At 67.8% G+C, this 24,683-nt stretch carries 26 protein-coding genes and 1 pseudogene; 16 read left to right on the top strand and 11 right to left on the bottom strand.

Annotation, left to right across the window (positions count from 1 at the left end; genetic code table 11):
- Positions 1-44 precede the first annotated feature (44 nt).
- Positions 45-1,484, top strand: a complete 1,440-nt coding sequence (locus ACE37B_RS19190) for an MFS transporter (RefSeq protein ID WP_409924941.1) — start codon at positions 45-47, stop codon at positions 1,482-1,484.
- Between the two features lie 250 nt (positions 1,485-1,734).
- Positions 1,735-2,469 (top strand): hypothetical protein, encoded by a 735-nt coding sequence (locus ACE37B_RS19185; protein ID WP_409924940.1) that lies wholly within the window; start codon positions 1,735-1,737, stop codon positions 2,467-2,469.
- A 40-nt stretch (positions 2,470-2,509) separates the two neighbouring features.
- Here ACE37B_RS19185 and ACE37B_RS19180 read toward each other — a convergent pair whose 3' ends face one another.
- Positions 2,510-3,076, bottom strand: a complete 567-nt coding sequence (locus ACE37B_RS19180) for a DUF1992 domain-containing protein (protein WP_409924939.1) — start codon at positions 3,074-3,076, stop codon at positions 2,510-2,512.
- Positions 3,077-3,288: 212 nt separating this feature from the next.
- Between ACE37B_RS19180 and ACE37B_RS19175 the strand changes: the two genes are divergently transcribed.
- The 3 genes from ACE37B_RS19175 to ACE37B_RS19165 all read left to right on the top strand — a co-directional run bounded on the left by ACE37B_RS19175 (position 3,289) and on the right by ACE37B_RS19165 (position 6,036).
- The gene (locus tag ACE37B_RS19175) at positions 3,289-4,491 is read left to right on the top strand and encodes an MFS transporter (protein WP_409924938.1); all 1,203 of its coding nucleotides are present in this window, start codon (positions 3,289-3,291) and stop codon (positions 4,489-4,491) included.
- 169 nt (positions 4,492-4,660) lie between these two features.
- On the top strand, positions 4,661-5,341 hold the full coding sequence (locus ACE37B_RS19170; RefSeq protein WP_409924937.1) for a disulfide bond formation protein B: 681 nt from the start codon (positions 4,661-4,663) through the stop codon (positions 5,339-5,341).
- Complete coding sequence (locus ACE37B_RS19165; RefSeq protein WP_409924936.1) at positions 5,338-6,036, top strand: TlpA family protein disulfide reductase; 699 nt, start codon at positions 5,338-5,340, stop codon at positions 6,034-6,036. The genes ACE37B_RS19170 and ACE37B_RS19165 overlap by 4 nt, the downstream gene beginning before the upstream one ends.
- Before the next feature lie 183 nt (positions 6,037-6,219).
- On the opposite strand, the gene ACE37B_RS19160 is transcribed toward ACE37B_RS19165, so the two are convergent.
- Entirely contained in the window at positions 6,220-7,443 is a 1,224-nt protein-coding gene (locus tag ACE37B_RS19160; protein WP_409924935.1) for an HNH endonuclease, read from the bottom strand.
- Between the two features lie 102 nt (positions 7,444-7,545).
- Entirely contained in the window at positions 7,546-8,025 is a 480-nt protein-coding gene (locus ACE37B_RS19155) for a hypothetical protein (RefSeq protein WP_409924934.1), read from the bottom strand.
- 131 nt (positions 8,026-8,156) lie between these two features.
- Between ACE37B_RS19155 and ACE37B_RS19150 the strand changes: the two genes are divergently transcribed.
- Positions 8,157-9,080, top strand: coding sequence for an LLM class flavin-dependent oxidoreductase (locus ACE37B_RS19150; RefSeq protein WP_409924933.1), 924 nt, complete (start codon positions 8,157-8,159; stop codon positions 9,078-9,080).
- Positions 9,081-9,244: 164 nt separating this feature from the next.
- Here the strand turns inward: ACE37B_RS19150 and ACE37B_RS19145 are convergent, their stop codons facing one another.
- On the bottom strand, positions 9,245-9,400 hold the full coding sequence (locus tag ACE37B_RS19145; protein ID WP_409924932.1) for a hypothetical protein: 156 nt from the start codon (positions 9,398-9,400) through the stop codon (positions 9,245-9,247).
- A gap of 252 nt (positions 9,401-9,652) precedes the next feature.
- On the opposite strand from ACE37B_RS19145, the gene ACE37B_RS19140 reads away from it, so the two are divergent.
- Both ACE37B_RS19140 and ACE37B_RS19135 read left to right on the top strand, forming a co-directional pair.
- Positions 9,653-10,543: a peptidoglycan-binding domain-containing protein gene (locus tag ACE37B_RS19140; RefSeq protein WP_409924931.1), complete on the top strand. Its 891-nt coding sequence runs from the start codon at positions 9,653-9,655 to the stop codon at positions 10,541-10,543.
- A 177-nt stretch (positions 10,544-10,720) separates the two neighbouring features.
- Positions 10,721-10,987, top strand: coding sequence for a GlsB/YeaQ/YmgE family stress response membrane protein (locus ACE37B_RS19135; protein ID WP_409924930.1), 267 nt, complete (start codon positions 10,721-10,723; stop codon positions 10,985-10,987).
- A gap of 56 nt (positions 10,988-11,043) precedes the next feature.
- Here ACE37B_RS19135 and ACE37B_RS19130 read toward each other — a convergent pair whose 3' ends face one another.
- A complete protein-coding gene (locus ACE37B_RS19130; RefSeq protein WP_409924929.1) occupies positions 11,044-11,373 on the bottom strand; it encodes a hypothetical protein in 330 nt (109 codons plus the stop codon).
- 241 nt (positions 11,374-11,614) lie between these two features.
- Between ACE37B_RS19130 and ACE37B_RS19125 the strand changes: the two are divergent.
- Positions 11,615-11,955 (top strand): annotated as a pseudogene (locus ACE37B_RS19125) (DUF2200 domain-containing protein).
- Between the two features lie 74 nt (positions 11,956-12,029).
- Positions 12,030-12,656: an AAA family ATPase gene (locus ACE37B_RS19120; protein WP_409924928.1), complete on the top strand. Its 627-nt coding sequence runs from the start codon at positions 12,030-12,032 to the stop codon at positions 12,654-12,656.
- Positions 12,657-12,698: 42 nt separating this feature from the next.
- Here ACE37B_RS19120 and ACE37B_RS19115 read toward each other — a convergent pair whose 3' ends face one another.
- Complete coding sequence (locus tag ACE37B_RS19115; protein ID WP_409924927.1) at positions 12,699-13,541, bottom strand: universal stress protein; 843 nt, start codon at positions 13,539-13,541, stop codon at positions 12,699-12,701.
- Between the two features lie 327 nt (positions 13,542-13,868).
- On the opposite strand from ACE37B_RS19115, the gene ACE37B_RS19110 reads away from it, so the two are divergent.
- Positions 13,869-14,393, top strand: a complete 525-nt coding sequence (locus tag ACE37B_RS19110; RefSeq protein WP_409924926.1) for an RNA polymerase sigma factor — start codon at positions 13,869-13,871, stop codon at positions 14,391-14,393.
- Positions 14,386-16,770 (top strand): hypothetical protein, encoded by a 2,385-nt coding sequence (locus ACE37B_RS19105; protein WP_409924925.1) that lies wholly within the window; start codon positions 14,386-14,388, stop codon positions 16,768-16,770. The genes ACE37B_RS19110 and ACE37B_RS19105 overlap by 8 nt, the downstream gene beginning before the upstream one ends.
- Before the next feature lie 146 nt (positions 16,771-16,916).
- On the opposite strand, the gene ACE37B_RS19100 is transcribed toward ACE37B_RS19105, so the two are convergent.
- The 5 genes from ACE37B_RS19100 to ACE37B_RS19080 all read right to left on the bottom strand — a co-directional run bounded on the left by ACE37B_RS19100 (position 16,917) and on the right by ACE37B_RS19080 (position 21,314).
- On the bottom strand, positions 16,917-17,570 hold the full coding sequence (locus ACE37B_RS19100; RefSeq protein ID WP_409924924.1) for a response regulator: 654 nt from the start codon (positions 17,568-17,570) through the stop codon (positions 16,917-16,919).
- Positions 17,567-18,790, bottom strand: a complete 1,224-nt coding sequence (locus ACE37B_RS19095; protein WP_409924923.1) for a sensor histidine kinase — start codon at positions 18,788-18,790, stop codon at positions 17,567-17,569. Before ACE37B_RS19095 ends, ACE37B_RS19100 begins: the two co-directional genes overlap by 4 nt.
- Positions 18,791-18,794: 4 nt before the next feature.
- Complete coding sequence (locus ACE37B_RS19090) at positions 18,795-19,580, bottom strand: ABC transporter permease (RefSeq protein ID WP_409924922.1); 786 nt, start codon at positions 19,578-19,580, stop codon at positions 18,795-18,797.
- Positions 19,577-20,584, bottom strand: coding sequence for an ABC transporter ATP-binding protein (locus ACE37B_RS19085; RefSeq protein ID WP_409924983.1), 1,008 nt, complete (start codon positions 20,582-20,584; stop codon positions 19,577-19,579). The genes ACE37B_RS19090 and ACE37B_RS19085 overlap by 4 nt, the downstream gene beginning before the upstream one ends.
- A 181-nt stretch (positions 20,585-20,765) precedes the next feature.
- A complete protein-coding gene (locus ACE37B_RS19080) occupies positions 20,766-21,314 on the bottom strand; it encodes a potassium channel family protein (RefSeq protein WP_409924921.1) in 549 nt (182 codons plus the stop codon).
- Positions 21,315-21,517: 203 nt separating this feature from the next.
- Between ACE37B_RS19080 and ACE37B_RS19075 the strand changes: the two genes are divergently transcribed.
- The 4 genes from ACE37B_RS19075 (at position 21,518) to ACE37B_RS19060 (ending at position 24,644) form a co-directional block, all read left to right on the top strand.
- Positions 21,518-22,642, top strand: a complete 1,125-nt coding sequence (locus ACE37B_RS19075) for a hypothetical protein (protein ID WP_409924920.1) — start codon at positions 21,518-21,520, stop codon at positions 22,640-22,642.
- Between the two features lie 181 nt (positions 22,643-22,823).
- Positions 22,824-23,276: a BTAD domain-containing putative transcriptional regulator gene (locus ACE37B_RS19070; protein WP_409924982.1), complete on the top strand. Its 453-nt coding sequence runs from the start codon at positions 22,824-22,826 to the stop codon at positions 23,274-23,276.
- Between the two features lie 101 nt (positions 23,277-23,377).
- Positions 23,378-23,557: a hypothetical protein gene (locus tag ACE37B_RS19065; RefSeq protein ID WP_409924919.1), complete on the top strand. Its 180-nt coding sequence runs from the start codon at positions 23,378-23,380 to the stop codon at positions 23,555-23,557.
- Positions 23,558-23,747: 190 nt separating this feature from the next.
- Positions 23,748-24,644: a TauD/TfdA dioxygenase family protein gene (locus tag ACE37B_RS19060; RefSeq protein ID WP_409924918.1), complete on the top strand. Its 897-nt coding sequence runs from the start codon at positions 23,748-23,750 to the stop codon at positions 24,642-24,644.
- Positions 24,645-24,683: the final 39 nt, after the last annotated feature.

Below are 24,683 nucleotides of genomic sequence, written 5' to 3'. Positions count from 1 at the left end.
GCCGCTGACGCTCGTCGCGACGTTTTCGTCCATACTTTCGCCTCATGTCGGCCTGTGTCGAGCCTGGGGACGAACTGGCGGCGGCAGCTGCGCACGCGGCGGCCCAGGCCGAGAGCGGCAAGCAACCGCATGAAGCGAAGGCCTCGCGGCCGAAGTTGAAGAAGTACGGCCTGCGCACGCTGGCGCTGTTGTTTCTGCTGAACCTGATCGACGAGTTCGACCGAGCCGTGCTCGCCGTGGCCCTCGACGACATCCGCAGCGAGTTCGGATTGTCCGACGCCGCCGTCGGCTTGCTGCCCGCAGCGGTGATCTTCATCACCGGAATCATCGCGTTGCCGGCCGGCAACTGGAGCGACCGAGGGTCGCGCAAGAAGATCCTCGGGGCGGGTGCGATCGTCTGGGGAACCGCCGGGTTGTTCGCGGCGATGGCGCAGAACTTCGCCCAGCTGTTCGCGACCCGAGCGCTCCTCGGTTTCGGTCAGGGCACGATCGGCCCGACGCACCTGTCGATCCTGTCGGACACCTATCCGCAGTCGGTGCGCGGCAGGGTGCTCGGGTATCACCGTTCAGCGAACCCGGCCGGCCAGGTGCTCGGTGCACTGATCGGCGGGCTCATCATCGGTGCGTTCGGGTGGCGGTGGGGGTTCGTCGCCGCAGCGATTCCCGGGTTGGTCCTCGCCGGCGTGGCGCTCTGGCTCCTGCGTGAACCCGAGCGGGGTGAGGCCGACCTGCAACAGTTCGTCGACGGCAACCCGATGATCTCGGCGTTTCTCGCCGAGCCATCCGATCGACTCACGTTCCGTCAGAGCCTCGGCCGCATCTGGAGCAACCGGACGCTGCGGTACTGCATCTTCGCCAACGCGACGTTCGGTTTCGCGTTGTTCGGGTTGGTGTTCTTCCTGCCCACGTACTTCGAGCGGATGTACGACATGACGGTGGAAGAGGCCGGAGCGATTCAAGCCCTGATCGCCTTGGGCACGTTCGTCGGCACCTGGCTCGGCGGGCCGCTTGCCGACCGCAACCTCACCAAGGGGTTCGGCGCGCTCTGCCGATACGGCTGGTATGCCGCGCTGATCCTCGCCGTGTCCTGGCCGCTCGCGTTCGCCATCCCGGTGGCGGGTGTGACGATCACACTCCTCGCCGTGTCGTCGTTTCTGGCATCGCTCGCGGTGCCCGGCGTCGTCGCCGTGATCGCTGCCGCGGCGCCACCACGTATCCGGTCGCAGGCGTTCTCGTGCTTCGGGCTCGCCCTTTCGGTGTGCGGCGCAGCATCGGCGCCGATTCTGATCGGGCTGATGTCGGATGCGTTGCAACGCAACGGCGTCAGCGACGCAGATGCCCTGCGGTGGTCGATGTGTGGACTGGTCGCCGTGGTGATGGCGCTCGGGACGTTCCTGATCGTGCAAGCGAGCCGCCACGCCGAAGCCGACGTCGACGCGACCATCACCGAGTTCCTGGAGTCGTACACGCCGGCGCCCGGCTGACCCGCCTCGATCTCGACGCCGGCTCCGATCTGCTCCCGCCGGACGAGGTACCCGCCGCCAACGTTGCGTCGACCCGACACAGCGGTCGGTGTGCCGTTGATTCACGTTGACTCACCGTGACCACGGTTATTCACGGTGACCACCGACGAGGGCGCGCCGATCGCGCTGGATCGACCGCGGCCCGCGACGACTCGGCAAACGACCCGTGGAACCGATCATCGAGCGAGCGCCATGATCTAGCGTCGAGCGCATGCGACCGCCCGACTGTGAGATCTGTGACGCTCGCTTCGATCCGGCGGTCGGTGGCGACCTCGTGAGATTCCAGCCCGATGAACGCAGCGAGGCGTGGCGGGAGCGGGCCGAGACGGTGGGGTTCGTCGGCCATCCGCCCGACACCGGATGGTTCTGCGCCGACCATCTCGACGTGGCCCGTCGGGTCGCGGCGCGCTGCTCGATGCCCGAGGGGCTGACGCTCATCCGCACCGGTGTCGAGGATCGCGGTGTCGAGGATCGCGGTGTCGATCCCGATCTCGGGGCGGGACGCCTGGGTGCCGAACCCGCGCTCGAGGAGCGGTGGGTGGAATGGGCCATCGGGCCGCACGACGCCGGCGTGCTGTACGACGCGATGTGCCATCTGGTGCCAGAGCTGTATGCGGCGCTCGACCTGGGCGAGGTTCCACGGACGGAGCGGGGCCGTGATCGCCACTGGACCCCGATGGACGGCGCGCAGCCGCCGTACTGCCCGTTCACCGACCGGTTCACGACCCGCGGCCGTGATCGGGCGGACGGCCTGTTGGTCGAGATGGTCCTCGAGCACTGGAACGACGACGACGTGAACAGTGCGAGCGTCACGTTGGCGGTCGGGCGCGACGTGTACGTCAGCGCATTCGGCGAGAACGGTGCGGGTCGAACGATCTCGCGAGTGCGGTTGTATCGCCCGCTGACGCCGGCGGCGGTCGAGGTCGTGTCGAGACTCGCCGGTTGAGTCGCCGTTCGGCCCGGCTGGCGCCGAACGGCTCGCGCGATCACGCTCGACGTCGACGGAACCACCATCCTTGCCAGCGTCGCGGAGGGCGGCCGGGGGCGTCGGGGCGTGCAGGAGCGCCGGACCCGGAGTCGGTGTCGCAGTCGGTGGCCGGGTTTCCCGCCGAGTCTGCGTCGGAGCGTGCGGTCGGGTCGGTGTCGGAGATCTTTGCGCGTCGCTCGGCGTGTCGGCGTTCGATGATCACGTCGACGTCGACCGTGACGACCGTCGACGGAGGCCCAGCGGTCGCGTGGCTGTTGAGATAGCGGATGCGTTCGTTCACCGCGTCGAGGAGCTGTCGCGCCTCGGCGTCGGTGCCCGCCCGCAGCGCCGCGTCGATGGCATCGGCTCGCTCAGCGCGGATGGCGATCGTCGGCGGAAGGGCACTGATCTGTTCGTCTCGGAGCTTGGCTTTCACCCACCACAGTTCGTCTCGGGCCGAGTCGAGTCCGTCGAGCGGTCGCCCGTGACCGGGGAGTGCGTCGAACGCTCCGGCCCGCTGGCCGTCCTGGATCTGACGCTCGACCCACGACTCCCAGCTCACATTGTCGGGTTTGCGTTCGGTCATCGCACTGGTCGGGTTGCGGGAACTCGGGGGAAACTCTCGGGTGGATCGTTCGGGTGGATCGTTCGGGGAACGATGTCCACGTGAGTATGTCCCACCGGAACCGATACGTCGACGCGTGCGCGATCGGGCGGCCGCGTCGTCGACCCTTGCGCGGAGGTGAACTCTGGGTGACGCCGTTGCTGCGCCGGTGGCCGGGTTCGTAGTGTCCGGGCGTGCGCGTCGAGCCCGCTGCTGAGCCCGGGCGTGACCCCGTCCTCTCCGGCGACGTCACGCGCCGTCCGATCGCTGCGCTGGGGTTGCTGACCATCACCGCGTACGGCACGTGGTTCTACGGGTTCGGTGTGCTGTTCGACGACATGCGAGCGGATCTGGACACCACCGACCGCACGCTCGCCGCAGCGTTCGCGCTGGCGCAGTTGCTCGCCGGTGTGTTCGGCGTGGCCGCCGGGCACGTGCTGGATCGATCCGGAGCGCGTCCGGTGTTCGTCGTCGGCGCCGTCTTCGGTGCCGGGCTCAGCGCGTCGTCGGCCGCGGTCGAGCGACCGCTGCTGTTCGCCGCGCTGTACGGCGTCGGGGGCGGGATCATCGGCGCTTGCGGCTTCTACGGCATGACCCAGACCGTCGCCGCTCGTCTGCAAGCGGGCAGTGAGACCCGCTCGATCGCTCGGCTCACGATCTGGGGAGCCTTCTCGTCACCGATCCTGATCCCGTTGACGGAGGTCGCCCGTCGCACGGTCGGGTGGCGCGCGACGATCGTGCTGGCTTCGGCGTGCGTGGCGGTCAGCTTCGCGATCGCGGCCGTGATCGTCCGACCGGCCGACGTCGACGCGACCCATGCCCCGTTGTCGTCGGCGTTGCGGCGCCTCGTCACCCAGCCCGCAGCGCGTCGTCTCACGCTGTCGGCGTCGCTGAGTTCGGCGTCGGTCGCGGTGTTGCTCGTCTATCAGGTGCCGGTGATGACATCGCTCGGCGTCACCGCGACGCTCGCTGCGTCGATCGCTGCGGCTCGCGGCTTGGCCCAGTTGCTGGGTCGGCTCCCGCTCACCTGGTTCATCGGCGTGGTGGGGGAGCGGCGAGCCGTGCAGACCGCCCGTCTCGGCGTGGCCGTGGGTTCGGTGGTGCTGCTCGCGATCGCCGTGCCGGGCGTGCCGATCCTCTACGTCGTGATCATCGGCACCGCGGTCGGCGCGCTGTCGCCGCTCGACGGCATCTTCGCTCGCCTGGTGCTCGGCGGCACCGGCTTGGGGACGATGATGGGTGTGCTCGCGCTCGCGTCGGGAATCTCGGGTGCCGTCGGACCGCTCGTGGCGGCCACGCTCATCGACGCGACCGGGTGGCGCCCGACGGCGGCGGTCCTCGCTGCGGTGCTCGCCGTGGCAGCGACGGTCGTCACGCCACGCTCGCCGTCGAGATGACGGCGTGACGATGACTGTTGGACGAAGACCGCGCGAGCGGAGGAACTTCGCGTCTCGGGAACCGACCGCGTGCCTCAGGCGACCTGTTTGGAGTAGATCTATGGAACGTATGCGTCGAGCGGTCGAGCCCGAATGAGCACCCAGTGAGCGCCGTGACGAGTGCCATGTCATGAACACGTCGTCGGTGCAACTGTTGACGGCGATGCTGAGTCTCGCCACGTTGGCGACGGCGATCGTGGTCGTCGTGTCGTCGATCGTGGCTCGGCGTCGCGGGCCGAACGAGTTCGTTCGAGCGCTGGTGGCGTTCCGGGTGCCGCTCATCGCCATCATCAGTGCCGGAGCGATGATCGGCAGTCTCTACTTCTCCGAGTCGGCCGGCTATGCCCCGTGCACGCTGTGCTGGTACCAGCGGATCCCGATGTACTCGATCGCCGTCGTGGCCGTGGTGTCGCTGCTTCGCAGAGAGATCCCGACCACGACGTTCGTCGCGCTCGCCGGCGTCGGCGCGCCGATCTCTGTGTATCACGTGCTGCTCGAGCGCTATCCGGACCTCGACGCCGGTGCCTGCTCGGCGGCGGTGCCGTGCACGTTGGTGTGGTTCGAGGAGTTCGGATTCGTGACGTTGGCGTTCATGGCGCTCACTGCGTTCTTGGCGATCCTCGCCCTCGCCCTCTCGCCGACCATCTCGGGCATCAGCGACCGCCAAGTGACCGACACGTCACCCGACCCGACACCGACACCGACACCGACACCGATATCGACATCGATTGTGTCGCCCACTGGGACTGGGTCGGCGATTTCGGTTCCCGACTCGATCTCTGATTCCCAACCCCTCGAGGAGCACGCATGAACACGTCCACGGCCAAGTCACCGAACAAGTCGTCGAACAAGTCATCGAACAAGTCATCGAAGAAGTTCGCGAAGCAGAGCGGGCGCACCGGATGGATCGTCGGCGTCGGCGTGCTCGCCGTCGTCGTCGTGGCGATCATCATCGCGGTCGTCGCTCGTTCGGGTGACGACGACACGTCCGACGCCGACGTCGCTGGCCTGGAACAGAATCGTCCCGCCTCGGTCGAGGGTGCCGGACTCCCGCCGTTCGTCGATCCGGCTGGCGATGCCGCGGTCGGACTCGTGGCGCCGACCGCGCAAGGCGCATCATTCGACGGGACACCGATCGAGATCGCAGCGGGCGAGCCGACGCTGCTGGTGTTCCTCGCACACTGGTGTCCGTTCTGCCAGGACGAGGTGCGAGCGTTGACCGAGTGGGAGGCGGGCGGAGGCGTGCCCGACGGTGTGCGCATTCTCGGTGTTGCCACGGGCACGGCATCGGATCGGCCCAACTATCCGCCGTCCGCGTGGCTCGAACGTGAGCAGTTCCCGTTCCCGGTCATCGCCGACTCCGAGACGCAGCAGATTGCTGGCGCGTTCGGCCTCACCAGCTACCCGTACTTCGTGATGCTCGACGAAACGGGCTCGGTGGTGGCTCGCTCCAGCGGACAGCTCAGCATCGACCAGATCGAGGTGTTGTTCGCTCAGGTCCTCTGATCGAACCGTCGATGAGCCGACCACCGTCCCGGCGAGGGGGTGGCGCTTCGTTGACATGGCTGCCGTCGTGAGCGCGGTGCGCTGCTGGCCGCGATGAGCAACACCTGGCCACCACCGGATCTCGCTCATCGCCGTCATCATCATCATCATCGTCGTCATCATCGCCGTCATCATCGCGTTGGGTCAGGCGGCGGTGATGGTTGGTGGGCCGGTCGAGCGGATGGTGCCGTCGGGGAATCGGACGGTGAGTTCTCGCTGGGTGCCGAGCGCGACGGTCCAGTCGTCGTGATGGATGTTGCCGTGGTGTCGTGTGCACAGCGGCAGCAGATTGTGCAGGTCGGTTGGTCCGCCGTGTTCCCACCACTCGATGTGGTGGATCTTGCAATGGTCGAAGTGGACGGTGCAGCCCGGGATCGCACAGCCGGGGTAGAGGGCGCGGAGTGCTCTGCGTTGGGCTGCGTTGGCGAGTCGGGTGCTGCGTCCGAGGTCGGTGCGGCCGGGTGCGTGGAGGATGACGCCGTTGCGGACCACGACACCGTGGATGTCGGCGTCGCTCGACAGCGAGGCCAGGACCGACGATGGGAGTTCGACGGGGATGGCGTGATGTCCGACGGGGCCGGGTTGGTGTGGTGCGTCGGCGTCGATGACGACGACGTATTCCGGTCGACGGGATCCCGCGCCGACGCCGCTGCCCGATATCAGGCGGGCGAGTGCGTGAGCACGGAGGAAGTCCTGCTTGGCCCGCGGGTCGGGCGGGCAGCATTCGGGGACCGTTTCGGCGAAGAGGGTCTCGATGGCGGTGTCGAGTGCGTTGGCGAGTCGGATGCCGGTGACGGGGTCGAATCGGCCGCGCAGGTTCCACATGCCGTCGTCGTCGACCCAGGTGCGCATGGAGGTGTTGCGTCGTTGCTGTTCCAGTCGGTCGATGCCGTCGTTGGCGAGCAGTCGTTTGCGTTCGAGGCCGAGTCGGCGTTGGAATTGTTCGATCGTCGAGTGGGTCGCGACGTCGACGAGGTTGTCGGCGACGTCGATCAACGAGGCTCGTTGTTCGGTGTCGAGTCCTTTCGTGGCGCGGGTGAGTGCGTCGACGTGTCCGGCGGTGATGGTTGCGCGGTCGAGTGCGTCGGCGAGTGAGGGGGCGGCGTCGAGGGTGTCGGCGCGTTCGATGGTCTTGGTGGCGGCGTTGATCGATCCCCGGGATCGTTCGGCGATGGAGGCTTCGGGGAACGACACGGCGGGGCGGAGTGCTCGGACGATGTCGGCTTCGGTGCGGTCGAGCCACGCTCGTAGATCTCGTACGTCGCCGAGTCGATCCTGGAGGTCGGTGGCGGTCGCCGCAGCCGCGGGGATCAGCAGACGTGTGGCGGACAGCCGCTCCAGTCGCTCGATGAGCCCGGTCGAATCCATGCCCCCATCATGCGCACAGGGGTGTGACACAGTTGCTCGATCACGGCCTGCACAGCGGTAACCCGAACGAACGCGTGTTCCAGCGCGTGTCGACGCGACGCCTCAGGCGTCGACGACCTCGACTTCGATCGTGCGAGGCGACGCCGACTCGAAGTGCACCGTCATCACGAACGACGAGCCCGGTTCGACATCGGGTCCGATGTCCTCGAGCAGGATGTGCGGTTGCCCCGGCTGCAGGTTGCGATGCTCGCGAGACTCGATGTCGATCGCGCCGATCGGTTCGCCACCGGTGTCTTCGCTCCCGTCGACGAGGACGACGCTGGCGGCGACGGACGGGTCGACCTCGGCGAAGACCACCCGCTGATCTTCATACGAGAAGAGCAGCGCCGAGACGGCTGCATCGGAGTCGCCGACCAAGATCGCCGTGGCGTTGGCGACGTGGACGTCGTTCGGGCCGAGTTCGGTGGGCGGCTCGAAACCCGAGTCGTCGTCGTTGCACGCAACCGTCGCCAACGGCAGCAGGGCGATCGCTGCGATGCGGAACGTGGAGCGGATCGGGTGAGTGGAACGACGTCGATGCATATTTGTACGGTCGTTTCCCGACGGGGTCTGGTTCCCGACGGGGTCTGGTTCCCGACGGGGTCTGGTTCCCGCCCCTCCGCCGAGGATCTTTGCCGAGGATCTCGCGGCTCCCTCGTGCAACGATGGCGTCCATGACCGTGGGGACGTCGTCGATTCGTGTGGGCGTGAGCACGCCGTGGGACCTGTGGGAGTTGTCGCCCGACGAGCAGCGGTCACGGCTCGGCGACATCGCCGACGCCGGCATCGACCACGTGTTCACCGCCGATCACGTCAGCTTCATCGACGGATCGGGGATGGACGGGCTGGTCGCACTCGCGGCGATGAGTGGGATCGAGCCTCGGCTCGGCTTGCACGTCGGCGTGTTGCTCCTCGCGCTCCGTCATCCGATGGTCGCTGCTCGGCAGATCGCGACGCTCGCGCAGGCAGCGCCTGGCCGGCTGACGGTCGGTGTCGGCGTCGGGGGAGAGGATCGGCACGAGATCGAGGTCTGCGGTGTCGATCCGGCGACCCGAGGGCGGCGGACCGACGTGTCGCTCGACGTCGTGCGGCGCCTGCTCGACGGAGAGATCGTCGATGCGGACAACGACTTCTTCTCGATCGCCGACGCGTCGATTCGTCCGATACCGAAACGACAGGTCCCGTTCGTGGTCGGTGGTCGAAGCGACGCCGCCATCGAACGGGCGGGCCGCCTCGGTGACGGCTGGCTCGCGGCGTGGTGCTCGGGCCGTCGGTTCGCCGAAGGTTGTCGGCGTGCCGAGGAGATCGGCGGTGACCGGCGCGTCGAGTGGCAGCACGGGCTGCAGGTCTGGGTCGGCGTCGGCCGAGACGCTGGCGACGCCCGATCGCACGTGGCGAACGGAATGGAACGTTTCTACAAACTGCCGTTCAGTGCGTTCGAGCGCTACACGCCGATGGGGTCAGCCGAACAGATCGCCGACTTTCTCGTCCCCTACGTGGATGCCGGAGCGACGATGTTGAATCTGACGCCGTGCGGTGTCGATCGTGACGTCGAACTCACCACGATCGCAGAAGTGAAACGACTGCTGGTGGAGTGAAACGACTGCTGGTGGAGTGAAACGACTGCTGGTGGAGTGAAACGACTGCTGGTGGAGTGAAACGACTGCTGGTGGAGTGAAACGACTGCTGGTGGAGTGAAACGACTGCTGGTGAGCGCCGACGCTGTGTGAGCGTCGGCGCTCGCCAACTCGTTCAGTTCACGTCACCAGTAGTGCGATCGGCCGCCGATGGCGCGGCCGGTCGAGCCGAGGATCCAGAGCACGACGCCGACGATCGCCAAGACGGCGCCCAGCGTGTAGAGGATGCCGATGTTGGTCAGCGCTCCGATCAGAATGAGGATGAGTCCGAGGATGATCATGCGCTCGGGGTACCTCGCCGCCGAACTGGCGAAACCTCGATGACGAGACTGCTCGTCGATCCCGATCTCGAGATGCCGGACGATCCCGACCTGGAGGTGAGCCGCGGCGCTGCATCGATGCCGTTCTGTCGGGGCCATTTTCCGGGTCGGCCGGCGGAGGGGAAGTCTCCCCATTCCGGGATCGAAGCGATCCGATCAGAGTGGTCTTCATCACCTCGAACGACGGGTTCGAGGACGACGAAAGGCACTTCGATGAACCAGACCCACTCCAACAGCAACACCGGCTTCGACGACACCGGCTTCGACACGAACTCCCAGTTCGTGGCCTCCAGCGTCGCGTGCTCGAAGCGGCAGAGCTTCACCATCGCCGGCGCCACCGCTGCGGTCGCCGCACTCCTCGGCATCGGGGCCGTCGTGGCCTTCGGACGTGGCTCGTCGAACACGACCGCCGCCCTCCCGCTCGCCGAGACCCCGGCCGTGACCGAGTCGCTCGAGCAGACGCACGCACCCGAGGCGCCAGCAACCCCAGCCGCAACGGCGACGCCTGGCGAGTTCGCAGCGCCCGCGGTGACTCACGCGCCCGCCGAGACCTCTGCCCAGGTCGTGCCTCCCGCACCGGCTCCGGTCGTGGCTGCCGCTCCGGCTCCGGTCGTGACACCGACTCCGGCTGCGGTCTGCCCGAGCTACACCATGAGGTTCGAGATGCCCTACGGCCTGTGTGACCAGGGCCCCGCTGTCGCCATGGTGCAGGAGTGGCTGAATTACACGGGTGAAGCGCTCGCCGTCGATGGTGAGTTCGGCCCGGCGACGCTCGAGGCCCTGAAGCGCATGCAGGCCGGCAATGGCCTCGATGTCAACGGCCTCATCACCGAGCACTTCCTCACCGTGATGGGCGACCGCCTCAGCCACGAGGAGCCCACCGACGGCGAGCCCACCGACGCTGTTCCCGTCGACGTGCCCACCGTCGCTGCGCCCGTCGACGTCGACACGGCGCCCGTCACGGACGGAGACGAGGCATGGGGGCAGGACGACGCTGCTGCCGATGCGGTGCGCAAGTACGACTACTGCATCGACATGACGACCGGCCTCATCGAGTCGACCCCGGAAGCGATCGCCGACTGCAACGAGACCTTCGGCTGGTGATGCATCCGAGGTCGATGATCGACTCGAACCGATCCGGCGACTGACCCGTCGGCAGTCGCCGAGTGGGCCGCACTGCGTACAAACGCAGCGCGGCCCACTGCCGCGTTCGGTGCGCTGGCATGATCGTCGTCGCATCGTCGCAGGATTGGCCCCGACGAAAACGGGTAGTCAGGTCGCATGATCTGGTTCCTCCTCGTCCTCCTGGTGTTCGGTTTCTTGTTCGGGCTCATCGCTCGGGCGCTCGTGCCCGGCGACGACTCGATGACGCTCGTGCAGACGTGGGCGCTCGGCGTCGGCGGTTCGCTGTTCGGCGGATTCCTCGGCGCCGTGATCTTCGGTTTCGACTCCGAAGACGGGGCCCTCCAGGCGGGTGGCATCATCGGTTCGATCATCGGGTCGATTCTGCTGCTGCTCATCGTCCGGCTCGTCCGCAGTCGCTCCTGACCCGACGCTCGAATCGTCGACCGGGCGTTGTGTCGACCGGCTCGTCGAACGTTGCGTCAGGCTCGGCGGTGCGCGGAAGTCGCCACGGTCGCTGGTACGCCGGCCGCCGCGAGCCCGAGACCGGTGCTGAGGGTGACGCGGCGTCGAACCGGTCGGCGGTGGCCGACGCCCACGATGATGGCCGAGTCGGCGAGCGGATCGGCGTCGAGGACGACGCGGTCGATGCGCCGCAGCGCACGACGCCAGGCTGCGCTGGTCGTGTGATCCGGCATGCCCGACACGGTTGCCTGCGATGATCGCACCTCGACCGTTCCGTCCGTCCGCATCGAGATGGTGGCGGGCCGGCGGGCATCGTCGCGAGGACTCGGTGCGTGGAAATCGGCCATGTCACCTCCCGGGTTCGAACACGTCTACAGGGTCAGCTAGGTGAGCCTAACACAGTCTGTATCGGTCTCCGATCGAGCGCCGGGTGGTCAGCTGCTCGCCGCTTCGAGAATCGGGCGAGTCGTGCTCGGCGCTCGACTCGCCGCACTGCACCGGACCTCGCGTCCGAGACTGGCGTCGCGAGCGGCTCCGTTCGGGCTTGGGGTGTCGCCGCGACGTCGCCGAGAACGTAGGGTCGGCTCGATGCATCGGATCTTCACGACCAGCTTCGCGTCGGTGTATCCCCACTACGTCGCCAAGTTGGAGCGCAAGGGCGCACCGTCTCCGAACTCCACGAGGTGATCGAGTGGCTGACCGGCTACGACGACGTTGCCCTGCAGGACATCCTCGACCGAGCAGCGACCTTCGAGGAGTTCTTCGCGGAGGCAACGCTCAACCCCGACGTCGACCTGATCACCGGCGTCGTGTGTGGCGTTCGTGTCGAGCAGGTCGAGGACCCGCTGATGCGCCAGATCCGCTACCTGGACAAACTCGTCGACGAACTCGCCAAGGGTAAGTCGATGGAGAAGGTCCTGCGAACGTGAGCTGACGAGAGCCGGGTCTTCGTGCCGCACGAGGAGACGGCCGGTGAGGAATGCCCGTCTGCCAGGATGAAGCGATGAACGACCAGGAGAGCGATCAGCGCCACATCTCGCCACTGCATCGAGACGGACCGCTCCGGGTGGTGCTGACGGGCGGGCCCGGTGGCGGCAAGACGACGGCGGCCGACCTGTTCCGCCGCGAGATCGGCGATCGGGTGATCGTCGTGCCCGAGGCGGCGACGCTGCTGTTCTCGGGAGGGTTTCCGAGGCCAGAGGAACCCGCCGCCGCTCGCAGCGCGCAGTCCGCGATCTATCACGTCCAGCGAAACCTCGAAGACGTGCAGGCGGCCCGGTATCCGGATCGCATTCTGCTGTGCGATCGCGGCACGGTCGACGGCGGCGCCTACTGGCCTGGTGGCCCGGATGAGTTCTTCGCGTCGGTGGGGTCCAGCCACGAAGAAGAACTCTCCCGGTACGACGCGGTCATCTTCTTCGAGTCGGCAGCGTGCGGCGGACACGGATTCGAGAGCGAGAACCGTTTCCGTACCGAATCGCAACAGCAGGCTGTCGATCTCGACGGCCACCTTCGTGCGCTGTGGGCGCCCCATCCGTCTTTCACGCTGATCTCACACTCGACCTCGTTCTTTCGCAAGATGACCGTCGGTGTCGGAATTCTCGAGAACTTGGTTGCTGTCACCGGTTGAGCCGGCCGCGTCGAAACCCGTCGCCACCGGCGTGGGAGCGTGTCAGCGCGGAGGGATGAGCACGATCGAACGGTCTGCCTCGTGCAGCGTCCGAAGCGCGATGCCGCCGACGCGCAGACCGGTGAGCCCACCGAGACCGCGTGCGCCGACGACGACGAGATCGCACTGTCGTTCCCGAGCCGCGGCGACGAGAGCGTCGGCAGCGTTGGCCCCGAGCACCGCAGCCACCTCGAGGTCGATATCGAGTCCGGTGAGCTCGCTGGCGAAGTCGTCGCGGATGCGGCGTTCGAGATCTCGACGTCGATCCGCCGGGTAGTCGTCGGCGGTCCATTCCGGTCGCGGAGGTTCGACGGATGCTGCGACCACCAGCACTCCCGGGGAGCGAGCCGCGAGATCTCGTACCCACGCCGCAGCGGCGCGTGAACCATCCGATCCGTCGACGCCGATCAGGACGTTGCGGATCGTCGGGTCGGGATGATGACCGATGACGGCCACGGGCCGGTCGACGTGGTGAGCGAGCCATTCGGCCATGCTCCCGATTCGGAACAGGCCGGGCCCTGCCGACTGTCCGACCCGCCCGATGACGATCAGGTCCGCCTGTTCGCGTTCGGCGACGGCGAGTATTCCCGTCCGAGGGTCACCGTGTTCGACGACCGCCCGAATCGCGACATCGTCGAGCCGTGCAGCGTCGATCCACGAGCCCAGTTCCTCGCCTCGTCGAGCGAGGAGGCTCTCGAGTCGACCGGGTCGGAGCTCGGAGTCGACCGGCTGGAAGCCCGTCATGGCGACGACTTCAGCCCCGTGGTGCAATGCGAGGCGTGATGCCCATCGCAGTGCGTGTGCTGAGCCAGCCGACCCATCAGTGCCGACGAGGATGTGCTTCATGGCGTTCGCTCCTTTCGTCATCGCTTCGCCCGAGCGCTCCGATTCCAGGATCGTGGGCCCGCTCCTCGTTCGGTAGTGTCGGAGGTCCTCGCCGTTTGTTTCGAGCTGGCCATCGTCACCCCTGCGTTCTCCAGCCGGTACGTGATGTGCGATGCGCTCCGAACGTGCGCCATCTCGCGGTCCGATGTCGACCGGCGGTGCGCCTCCTCCAGCCCATCGTCACCATCGGCAACGTCCGCGAGTGCGTCGATCGTGCGGCGGGTCCGACTCACGTTCGCAGAACGGAGTAACCGTCGGGGCCCGTGATTCGTGTACGAAGATGTGACGGTGGCCGCCGATGGCGAATTTGAGACGATGTTTCGGGAGGTGTACCCGCGTCTCGTGTCACTCGGTGTTCTCAAGACGGGCCGCCTCGAAGTTGCCCGCGATCTCGCGCAGGAGACCATGTCGCGTGCCCACGACCGATGGAACGAACTCTCGACGTACGACGTTCCTGGGTCGTGGTGCCGGGTCGTGATGGCGAACCTGCTCGTCGACCATCATCGGGCGGCGGCATCGGAGCGAAACGCCGTGGATCGCCTGGCTCGGCAGGGCGAGACGGGTGTGGGCCGTGCACCGGACGGTGGCTCGACGTTGTCGATGGAGCGGTGGAACGATCTCGTTCGTCCACTCGACCATCGGCAGCGCCTCATCGTCACCCTGTACTACGCCGACGATCTGTCGGTCGGCCAGATCGCCAACCTGCTCGATACGTCGCGAGGCAGCGTGAAGGCGATCCTGTTCAAGGCGCGGCGAACGCTGCGCTCCCGGTTGGAGGCGCGAGCGCACACGGAGGCCGATACCGATGGATGACCGGATCCGATCGCTCGCCAGGGAGGCTCGAGCTGAAGTCGAGCGCTCGCTCGATCTCGATCGCGAACTCGCCGACACCCTCGCTCGCGGAGAGACGCGCATCGGAGACGTGAGCGAGAGGGACGTGCCTCGACCCCGACTCGCACCCTGGGTCGCCGCTGCGGCCGTCGTCGTGACCTTCGGTGTCGCAGCACTGTGGCTGACCCGCGACTCCAGCGACGACTCGGTGCTCACCGTGGATGTGCCGTCCACCGAGCTTGCAGCGACGGTCACCACGGCCGAGCCCCAGGCCACGAGCACCGCGCTGCCCGTGGCGACGGCCGTCTCCACCAGCCCGTCGACGTCGGCAGTCTCGGAGACCACGACGACCAATGCCGCGACCGCCGCGACCGCGACGACCGTCGACTCACCGGCCATCGTGCTCCCGACGCCGGGGAGGATCGACCTCTCGCCGTCGGATCTCATCGCTCGCGAAACCGATGGCGATGTCTGGTGGTTCCCCGGAGCGCTCAGCACCGAACCCGGTGAACCGGTGCTCATGATCGATCGGGAGGATCCGCGCATCGTGCCGGAGGAGGGCGAGCCGCCCAACGTCGTCGACGAGGTCGCCGGGACGTTCGACGGCGCCCTCATCTACAGCGACTGCTGCGAACCGGTCTCGGGCAACGTCTACGCCATCGGTGAGCCTGGAGCCGAGATCGACCGGTCGTTGCCCACTGGGCGCAGCGATCGGTTCCAGCTCTGGGGGGTCGGCACGAATCCGAAACTGGAGCCGGGCGGTACGACGGTGCTCACGCAGAGCTGGGTGTCCGTGGCTCTCACGGACATGCGCACGGGTGATCGACAGGTCGTCTCCACCAACCGCATGTTCGGGGAGCCCGAGCTGGACGCGGTGGACCCGCCGTTCGAGGTGGTCGACACGGGCTGGACGCCGACGGGCACGGTTGCCCTGCTCGGACGTTCCGACACCGGCAGCATGGTGCTCAGCGAGCGACCCTCGGACGATGTGCGAGTCGAGCTCCGCCGAACCGAACTCGCCGCCGACGATGTGGCGACGCAGGGCTTCAGTTGGTTCGACATCGTCGGGACGACAGCCACGGAGGTCCTCGTTGCCGAGTACTCGACCGACGGCGTCGAGGTGTTCGCCGTCGACATGGCCGACTGGGCGGTGCGTGAAGCGGTCCTGCCCTTCGACGTGGCAGTGGCAAGCGACTTCGTCCGAGTGTCGGCCGACGGATCGACCGCAGCGTGGATCGTCGACGGTGTGGCGTTCCTGCAGCGCGTCGGCGAGGCTCCGGTCGAGTGGCGAGCCGACATCGCCGAGATCTGGTTCCCGTCGATCGAGTCGTCGAGGCCGATCGACGACGCCGTTGCGGGGACCGACCGGTTCATCACGGCGCCGGCCGAGAGCGGCGCCGTCATCGATCTGCGGGATGCCGACGGCGTCGTCGCCACCCGCGATCTGGGATGTCCTGAGGATCGCTTGTGCTCCGTCGAATCGGCTCGGCTGATGGGTTCGACGATCTGGGCGACGATCGTGGAGCGAGAGGGCAGCGTCTCCGGGACGGTGACCGGAACGCGGGTCGTGAGCGCGTCGCAGGCGGGTACCGATGTGACGGTGCACCTGGCGCTCACCGGGCCGACGATCGCCCGGTCGGCAGGGCTGGGGGCCGACGGCGTTCTCTATGTCCAGCTGAACGACGTGCTCGGCCCTGGCTCATCGCTCGTTGCCGTAGAGGACGGCGAGACGCGCGAGCTGAGCACGGGTGTGTCGAGCATGCGTCTCAGTGACGACGGGCGGCTCCTCGCCGTCTCGTCTGCGACTCCGTCCGAGGGTGCCCGTGCGCGCTTGGAGTTCGACGACCTCGTGGACGGCCGAACCAACGAGATCCAGACCGACTACGTCAACGCCGGGCCAGCGGTCTGGTCGTCGGACGGTCGGCACCTCATCGTCGCCGAGAACTGGGAGGACGGTGCGGCGTGGGTCATCGACCCGTGGTCCGACTCGGCCGATCCGATCTTGGGCACCGATCGATTCCTCGACGGTGCGTGCTTCGTGGACGACGACGTGATCGCGCATCGAACGTGGAACATCGGATATGGCCAAGGCGACGCGCAGCCCGGCGTCGTTCGCCTCACGTCGATCGCCGCCGGCGCCACCGTTGCCGAGTTGGGAACTGATCTCTTCGGCGAATACGAACTCGCCTGTCTTGGCGACGGCGCCTTGAGCTTCGTTCGTCGACCCGTCGTCGAGGTCGAGTTCGGCGCCGGCTTCTCGCAACTCGAGCCTGACGACGACGAGCCGGGCGAGCTGGTTCGCGTCGACTCAGAAGGCACCGTCACGGTCATGGCGACTGGTGATCTCCGGCTGTTCTGAACTCGCTCGGCAACCGCTGGCTGCAGTGACAACCCGGTCGACGTCGGCGAACTCTCACTGGCTGATCGGCGCGACTTCGTCATGGCGATCCGTGCCGCTGCGTGGCGCAGCGACGAGCCGGATGAGCTTGTCGATGCACGCCGTCGTCAGCGGGGCGGGCTGATGATGCCCTGTTTGAGGGCGGTGACGACGGCGGCGGTTCGGTCGTTGACACCGAGCTTCTCGAACACGTGCAGCAGGTGGGTCTTGACCGTCGCTCGGCCGACGTGGAGGCGCGCTGCGATCTCTGCATTGCTGAGCCCGTCGGCGACGAGCGTGAGGATCTCTCGTTCGCGTGGCGTCAGTGTGACCGACGTGGTCTGGCGCATCTGTTGGACGAGTCTCGATGCGACGGGCGCGCTGAGCACCGTCTGGCCGGCGGCAGCCTCGCGCACTGCGTTGCGGAGTTCGTCCGGCTCGGTGTCCTTGAGCAGGTAGCCGATGGCCCCGGCCTCGACCGCGCCGACGATCTGGTCGTCGGTGTCGTAGGTGGTGAGCACGAGCACGTTGACCGCCGGCGCGGCGACGGCGAGTTCGGCGATCGCCCCGACCCCGTCCAACTCCGGCATGCGCAGGTCCATCAGTACGACGTCGGGCCGCTCCCGCACGGCGATCGAGACGGCTTCGCGCCCGGTAGTGGCTTCGGCGATCACCTCGATGTCGCCGTCGGCGGTCACGATCTGGCCGATCCCGGCACGGACCACCGGATGGTCGTCGGCGAGCACGACTCGGATCGCCGGGCGGTTCGCAGCGCGGCTCATCGCGCCCTCGTCGGCAGGGCGACCGAGATCGACGTTCCCGAGCCGCGGTCGGACTCGATCGTGACCGAACCGCCGAGCTCGGCCGCGCGGGCTCGGATGCCGTCGAGTCCGCGACCGCCGATCCGGCCGTCGACCGGGCGCGGTGGTGCACCGACGTCGAAACCGACGCCGTCGTCGACGACGTCGAGGAGGATCTCGCGGTCGGTGTAGGCGAGCGTGACGTCGATCCGCTCTGCACGCGCGTGCTTGCGTGCGTTGGCGACCGCTTCCTGCGTGATGCGCAGCACCGCGACGTCGATCGAGCCGCTCAACTGCTGAGTGGGGCCGTCGACGTGCAGATGGGCGACCGGCTCGTCGGCGGCCGCGACTCGCTGCAACGCCTCGGTCAACGTGCGACCACCGAGTGACTCGTCGGGCCCGGCTGCGACGAGTCGACGAGCCTCGCCGAGGTGTTCGGACGCGACCTGCTCGACGAGCTCCAGTGATCGGCGCACGCTGTCCACGTCGCCGCGTGCGAGCGCACCACGCGCGTGCAACACGATCGAGCTGAATCCCTGGGCGAGCGTGTCGTGGATGTCGCGCGCCATGCGATCACGCTCGAAGCGGGCTCCTTCGGCGCGCTGGGCCTCGGCGAGCTCGGCCCGGGTTGCCTCCAGCGCTGCGAGCAGTGCTGCTCGTTCTTCGCTCTGGTCGATCACACGCAGGATCCAGTAGGCGAGGCAGCAACTGAGCACCCAGACGCCGACGGGCAGCAGGAGCCACTCCCACAGCGGTTCGTCGAGCGAGTAGACGGCCGTTCCCCACACGACCGGCATCAGCGCGGATGCAGCGATCCCCTGCGGCCATCGCACGATGGCGTACGTCACCGGATAGAGGGTGAACATCGCCTGGAGGAACAGCGGGTCGATCACGACGAGCCCGATCCAGATGACGGCGAGCGCCACCCACATCCGCTCCGAGACCTCGCCACCGTGTCGTTCGCTTCTCGCTGCGAACACGCACACCGCCACGGTGGCGACCGCCAGAGGGATCGCCGGCCACTCGCCGATCCCGTCGATGACGAGATGGATCGTCACGAGCCCGCAGATCATCGCCAGGTGTGCGATGAGGAACCCGCGCGCAGCGCCGGCGTCGACGTGCGCCGCCGACGCCGCCGAGGACGCCGGCGGGGCCTCGCTGGACTCGGTCGCCGAGGCGAGCGCGTGCGGGGCCGCCGTCATCGGTTCAGCGCTCCGTTCGCAGGCGGAAGCGGCCGAGCACGAGCGCCAGGCCGACGGCGGTCCAGAGGGCGAGCACGAGTGCCACCATACCGAGCTGCCAGGAGCCGCCCGGTTCGTTCGCAGCGAAGGAGTCGGGGAGGAACACCGAGCGCATCCCGAGTGCCATCCACCGCAGCGGGAACAGCGAGGCGAATTGCTGCAGCCCGCTCGGCAGGTCGCTGAACTGGAACCAGATCCCGGAGATGAACTGCAGCGCGATGAACGGCAGGGTGACCACGGCGGACGCCGAGCGAGGGTCGGTGGCGACCGTGGAGATCGCCATGCCGAGCAGCACGGCGGACGTGAGCCCGAGGACGAACACCCACGAGAACGTGACCCAACGATCGGCCGACGGCAACTCGACGCCGAAGAGGGCGACCCCGATCGCAAGCAGGATCGCGGTCTGCAGTATCGCGGTCACCACGACGGAGCCGAGCTTGCCGAGCACGTAGGCGGCGGGAGGCATCGGAGTGCCTCCGAGTCGTTTGACCGTCCCGTCGGCCCGGTCGAGCGCGAGTTGGGGTGCGAGATCGTTGACGCCGACGTTGAGGGCGACCGTGGCGATCATTCCGGCCACGATGTATTGGCTGAAGTCGACGCCGGTGCTCCCGATCTCGCCGCCGAGGATCGACGCGAGCAGAGTCATCAGCACGACGGGCAGGGCGAACGAGAACAGCACGTGCTCTCGTGTGCGCCCGAAGCGGAGCAGCTCGATGCGGGTGCGCTGAACGGATGCGAGAGCGAGGGTCATGACGCGATCTCCTGCGAATCGTCGGTGCGTTGTTCGGTGGTGCGGGAATGGTTGGTCCGCGCTTCGTAGCTCGTCGGTTCGTTGGCGTGGCGCTGTCCGAAGGCGGCGGTGTGGTCCTCGATCAGACGGAGGTAGGCGTCTTCGAGCGACGGGCGCACGACCTCGAGGCCGTCGATCTCGCCGCCGAGCCGATGGAGTTCGGCCACGAGCGCTGCGGGTTGCGTGGAGCGAATGCCGACGCGGTCGTGGTCGATGCGTTCCCACTCCTGCGTGGCGAGCAGCGTCTCGGTCTGCGCGGAGGGGCGGAACGACACGACCGTGGTGTTGGCGTCGTGGCCGCCGAGACGGTCGGGGGTGTCGAGCGCGATCAGCGCGCCTGCGGCGACCACACCAACTCGGTCGGCGAGTTGTTCGGCCTCGTCGAGATAGTGCGTGGTGAGCACGATCGTCGTGCCGGCGTCGCGCAGCCCGTCGATCATCGACCAGAGTCGCCGCCGGACTTCCGGGTCGAGCCCGGTCGTCGGTTCGTCGAGGAACAGCAGCTCGGGTCGCCCGACGATGCCGCACGCCAGGTCGAGGCGGCGACGCTGGCCTCCCGACAGGTGGTCGACCAACCGGTCCGCGAGTTCCACGAGATCGGTCATGGCGAGGGCTTCGGCGACGGACCGCGGGTTCGGGTAGAAGCCGGCGAGATGGCCGACCGCTTCGGCCACGGTGAGCCGGTCGAACGCGCCGGTCTCCTGGGTGACGATGCCGAGGCGGGAGCGCCACGACGATCCGCCCGACGTCGGGTCGGTGCCGAGTACCGAGAGGTGACCAGATGTCGGTCGGCGGTAGCCCTCGCACATCTCGACGAAGGTGGTCTTGCCGGCACCGTTCGGGCCGAGCAGTCCGAACACTTCACCCCGTCGGATGCTCAGGTGGTCGATGTCGACGACCGTCCGGTCGCCGTAGGTCTTGGTCAGGCCCGAGGCCTCGATCGCTGTGTCGTTCACGTCCTCCATCGTCGTGAACGCGGCCACCGGGCACATCTGCCCGCGGTCGGGTTGCGGCATCCACCATCTGGTGGATGTGCCAGGCCACCGGGGTGGAGGGGCGGCCCGTTCCTCGACGACGACGCCTTCTCCGAATGACCGATGTGAGCGACGGCCCCAGATCGCCGATCGGGCTGGTCCGGTGTCGACGTCAGCGGTCGATCCGGCGCCGGGCGGTGTTGAGCAACACTCGCGCCGCTGCACCGAGGATCACGACGTTCGTGACCATCTGGATCATGACGACGACTCGGGCGGCGTCCGACTGCGCGTGGATGTCGCCGTACCCGATGGTGGTCGCCGTCGTCATGGCGAAGTAGAGGGCGTCGATCCGGTCGAGTGGCTCGCTGAATGCCGCAGCGTCGTTCGTCGACAGCAGGAGGTGGATCGACGCGAAAGTGACGATCGCGAACGTCACGATCGCGACGAGCGACTGGACAGCTCGGAGGACGGGATACTCGGCGCGCAGCACGTGCGTCGTCGCGATCAGGGTGCCGGCGACCAGGATGGCGACCGAGATCACGACGCGGACCGCCACCGACGACGTCCCTTCGGTGTCCCATGGCGACACGAGGTAGGCGCCCACGACCGCCGTGACCACGGTGAGGCTGACCACGGCGGAGCGTGCGATCAGCCTGCGACGGACCGACACGTCGAGTTCGTCCAACCCATGCGGACGAGGCTGGTCGATCGGTTGCGCCACGGCTCCGACGCTAGCCCGGGCGGAGAGTCGACCGATCTCGTCGGGCTGGCGCAGTGCGCTCGATCCGGGAGTGTCTGCACGCGACGATGGTGTGAGGGCGAGCCTGCGTCCATCACGAGCCGAACATTCGGACCGCGTAGGCTGCCACCGGCCGCTCCGTGCGACAGCCGAGGCCATCTCTTCGCAGCGACAGGACGGACGCCATGACGTCGGACAGCACCAGTGCCATCCCACCCGCCGACTCGCCTGGCATCCCGCCCGCCATGCCGCCCGCCGTCCCGCCCGCCGACGATGACGCCATCCCGGCACGTGGTCGCGGGCGGTCGTTCGGCGCTGGTGTACTGGGTGTCGTCGCCGTCATCGGGCTGGTGGGCGGAGCGATCGGGCGATGGACCATCGACACGGCGGCAGACTCGGAGCGGTTCGAGGAGAGGGTGGCCACGCTGCTCGAGGACGACGAGATCAGCGACGCCCTGGGCCGGAGGGTCGTGACCGAACTGACCGAGGCGATCGGCCTGCAGGAGGCGATCTCGGACAGCGTGCCCGAGATCCTCCAGCCGGCGATCGAACTGCTCGCAGCCGGGGCGCGGTCGCGGTTGGAGGATCGGGTCGCCGAGCTGGTGCGTTCCCCGGAGGTCGCTGCGGTGATCGCGGGCGCAGCAGGTCGCGCTCACGCGCTCGCAGTGGACGTGATCGAGGGCGACGCAGGCCCCGAGGGTCTCCAGGTGCGCGACGGCGAGGTGCGCGTCAACCTGCTCCCGCTCATGGCGAAGGCCGTGTCGGCGATGCAGGAGATCGGGCTCTTGCGCGACGTCGCGGTGCCTGAACTCGATTCGACCGGCGACCCCGACGAACAGCGCGCCGAACTCGCAGCGGCGCTCGGGCGCGACGTGCCGGACGACTTCGGCACGCCGGTGGTCTTGCGAAGCGAGTCGCTCGCGCAGATCGGTGACTCGGTTCAGCTCGTTCGCGACGCCTTGGTGCTTGCGAAGCGCGCAGTCTGGTTGCTGTTGTTCACCGGTGTCGCGTTCGCCGGTGCGTCGATCTGGCTGTCCAGGGAGCGGGTGCGCAGCGTGGCGTTCATCGTTGCCGGTCTCGTGGTGTCCGCGTTCGTCGTTCGGGTGGTGATGGGTAGGGCGACGGATCGTCTCCCCGATGCGGTCGAACAATCCGGCGCGAAGTTGACGGTCAGCAAGCTGGCGTCCGAGCTGGAGTCGAGCCTGAACCAGTCCATGAGTCGCTACGCCGTCCTCGCGCTGGTCGCGCTGGGCATCGCCGGGGTTGCACACCTCGACCTGATCGGTCGCCTTCGTCGGCGCCGCGTCTGACGCGTCCCCAAGGCTCGGAGACGCGGGAGACGTATCGAGGCCGTGCGGCCGTCGAGCGGACCGTGCGATAGGTGATCGTCCACCGAAGAGCGCCCGCAACGCGATCGAGGTGAAGATGTCCCAGGTGCGCAGCGCTCTCGGACCGGGTTGCGAGGTTCGCGCGACTGCAATGGGTTAGACACTGGGCTCGAAGGGCGTCCTGGTCGACGCTGTCGAGTTCGAGCGGCTCGTCGACCTGGCGGAGGGCAGTGTCGAGGCCGATCCGGACGCCGTCGTCGATGTCGGCCGGGCAGCACTGGCGCTCTGGCGCGGCACGCCCATGGCCGACGAACTCCAACTCGAACCGCTTCGGGCGCAGGTCGTCGTGCTGAAGGAACTCCGCGTACGCGCACAGATGCTGGTGCTCGGCGCTCGCCTCGGTCTCGAGACCTCGTACTCCGGACGCCCGGTGGAGTTCTGCGCGATGTACGCACGAGCCAACCCGGCCTACGACGCTTGGCGAGTGCCAACGCCAAAGAACTCCAGAGCCTCATCGACTCCACCCGCTCCCCGGCGAGTAGATCGACCTGCGATCGCAACGGGCGATCGGCGACGTGCCCGCGGCCCGTTGGGCATCGGACGACGATCGCGATGATCGACCGGCGGTCTCCCCACGACCATGTCCGCCACCCGTGTCCGCCACCCATGTCCGCCACCCGTGTCCGCCACCCATGTCGGCCACCATCGTCGTCGGCGATGTCGCCTGCTGCTGGCGGTGCCGGTCGGGTGGCGACACCGATCCTGGTCCAACGTCTCGTCCCCGAATCTCCGTGGAAGGTGCTCGGGAGCTGCTGCTCGATGTTGCGGCCTGATGCGCTCCGCACGCGCCGCGGCGAGGCCCGGGCAGCGCACTGCACCTTCCCGGAGTCGTCCTGATCGACGGATGGCCGGAGGGTGATGACCGGGTGGACTCGACGCCAGTGTTGTCCACGTTGATTGGTAGCCGATGCCGAAGCGTGATGGTCGGTTCGGCGGTCCGCGAGTCTGGACTCGAGTCGGTAGTCAGCGATCGCCAGCATTGGCGTGAGTTCACTGGCGTCGCGAAGTGACGTCTAGCGTGTCGGGCATGGCGATGACCGATCTGTCCGACCTCGAAGTGCGGAAACTGTCAGGGTCGCTCGGCGCCGAGATCCGCGGTGTCGAGCTGCGCGTGGCGGACGGCGACGACGCAGGCCTGATCCATGATCTCCTGCTCGAACACATGGTGCTGTTCTTCCCCGAGCAGCACCTGGACGCCGACGAGCACCTCGCGTTCGGCCGGCACTTCGGCGAGCTCGAGTCGCATCCGAACCTCGACTTCGAACGCGAACGCCCGGAGTTCTTCGAGCTCCGCGCCACCGGCGGCGAGGGCGGTGTTGCCGACGAGTGGCACAGCGACATCACCTTTGAAGCCCATCCCTCCAAGTTCGCCATCCTGCAGGCCAGGGTCGTTCCCGAGGTGGGCGGTGACACGCTGTGGTCGAACGCCTGCAAGGCCTATGACGAGCTGTCGGCGCCGCTGCGAGAACTGTGCGACGGGCTCACGGCGTACCACGACGCCAGCCCCCATCTGCGGCCCGAGCGGGGCCACATCCACCCCGTCGTGCGCGTCCATCCCGAGACCGGTCGTCGGTCGCTGTTCGTCAACGAGCACTTCACCCGCCGCATCGTCGAGCTCAGTGACGCAGAATCGACACTGCTGCTCGGGCACCTCACGCGCTGGATCCAGCAGCCCCGCTTCACCGTGCGCTACCGATGGAGCGCTGGCACGATTGCCATGTGGGACAACCGGTGCACGCAGCACCACGTGCTGAACGACTTCGAGGGCGAGCGGATGATCCAACGGGTGACCGTCATGGGCGACGATCCCCAGCCTGCTGCGTCGCTGCCGCGCTGGGAACCCCACGGCTCGAAGACCGCCGGGTTCTGGCGAGACGGCGACATGCGCCGGCAGCTCAAGATCCAACACGCCGCTTCAGCCTGAGGCTGCGCCAGCGTCGGAGTTCCTCGGGGGTCTGGCGCT

It is taken from the genome of Ilumatobacter sp., assembly GCF_046290335.1.
In the GTDB taxonomy this organism is placed as follows: domain Bacteria; phylum Actinomycetota; class Acidimicrobiia; order Acidimicrobiales; family Ilumatobacteraceae; genus Ilumatobacter_A.
The sequence above is the reverse complement of the archived record's forward strand: the minus strand, read 5'-3'. Positions and strand labels throughout refer to the sequence as shown.

Bases quoted from the DNA above. Each gene is read 5' to 3' on its own strand.
- ACE37B_RS19075 (WP_409924920.1), top strand. From the start codon at position 21,518: ATGACGTCGGACAGCACCAGTGCCATCCCACCCGCCGACTCGCCTGGC.
- ACE37B_RS19160 (WP_409924935.1), bottom strand. From the start codon at position 7,443: ATGGATTCGACCGGGCTCATCGAGCGACTGGAGCGGCTGTCCGCCACA.
- ACE37B_RS19120 (WP_409924928.1), top strand. From the start codon at position 12,030: ATGAACGACCAGGAGAGCGATCAGCGCCACATCTCGCCACTGCATCGA.
- ACE37B_RS19185 (WP_409924940.1), top strand. From the start codon at position 1,735: ATGCGACCGCCCGACTGTGAGATCTGTGACGCTCGCTTCGATCCGGCG.
- ACE37B_RS19095 (WP_409924923.1), bottom strand. From the start codon at position 18,790: ATGACGGCGGCCCCGCACGCGCTCGCCTCGGCGACCGAGTCCAGCGAG.
- ACE37B_RS19190 (WP_409924941.1), top strand. From the start codon at position 45: ATGTCGGCCTGTGTCGAGCCTGGGGACGAACTGGCGGCGGCAGCTGCG.
- ACE37B_RS19090 (WP_409924922.1), bottom strand. From the start codon at position 19,580: ATGACCCTCGCTCTCGCATCCGTTCAGCGCACCCGCATCGAGCTGCTC.
- ACE37B_RS19140 (WP_409924931.1), top strand. From the start codon at position 9,653: ATGAACCAGACCCACTCCAACAGCAACACCGGCTTCGACGACACCGGC.
- ACE37B_RS19135 (WP_409924930.1), top strand. From the start codon at position 10,721: ATGATCTGGTTCCTCCTCGTCCTCCTGGTGTTCGGTTTCTTGTTCGGG.
- ACE37B_RS19145 (WP_409924932.1), bottom strand. From the start codon at position 9,400: ATGATCATCCTCGGACTCATCCTCATTCTGATCGGAGCGCTGACCAAC.
- ACE37B_RS19105 (WP_409924925.1), top strand. From the start codon at position 14,386: ATGGATGACCGGATCCGATCGCTCGCCAGGGAGGCTCGAGCTGAAGTC.
- ACE37B_RS19130 (WP_409924929.1), bottom strand. From the start codon at position 11,373: ATGGCCGATTTCCACGCACCGAGTCCTCGCGACGATGCCCGCCGGCCC.
- ACE37B_RS19150 (WP_409924933.1), top strand. From the start codon at position 8,157: ATGACCGTGGGGACGTCGTCGATTCGTGTGGGCGTGAGCACGCCGTGG.
- ACE37B_RS19180 (WP_409924939.1), bottom strand. From the start codon at position 3,076: ATGACCGAACGCAAACCCGACAATGTGAGCTGGGAGTCGTGGGTCGAG.
- ACE37B_RS19060 (WP_409924918.1), top strand. From the start codon at position 23,748: ATGGCGATGACCGATCTGTCCGACCTCGAAGTGCGGAAACTGTCAGGG.
- ACE37B_RS19170 (WP_409924937.1), top strand. From the start codon at position 4,661: ATGAACACGTCGTCGGTGCAACTGTTGACGGCGATGCTGAGTCTCGCC.
- ACE37B_RS19100 (WP_409924924.1), bottom strand. From the start codon at position 17,570: ATGAGCCGCGCTGCGAACCGCCCGGCGATCCGAGTCGTGCTCGCCGAC.
- ACE37B_RS19155 (WP_409924934.1), bottom strand. From the start codon at position 8,025: ATGCATCGACGTCGTTCCACTCACCCGATCCGCTCCACGTTCCGCATC.
- ACE37B_RS19165 (WP_409924936.1), top strand. From the start codon at position 5,338: ATGAACACGTCCACGGCCAAGTCACCGAACAAGTCGTCGAACAAGTCA.
- ACE37B_RS19065 (WP_409924919.1), top strand. From the start codon at position 23,378: ATGTCGCCTGCTGCTGGCGGTGCCGGTCGGGTGGCGACACCGATCCTG.
- ACE37B_RS19115 (WP_409924927.1), bottom strand. From the start codon at position 13,541: ATGAAGCACATCCTCGTCGGCACTGATGGGTCGGCTGGCTCAGCACAC.
- ACE37B_RS19085 (WP_409924983.1), bottom strand. From the start codon at position 20,584: ATGGAGGACGTGAACGACACAGCGATCGAGGCCTCGGGCCTGACCAAG.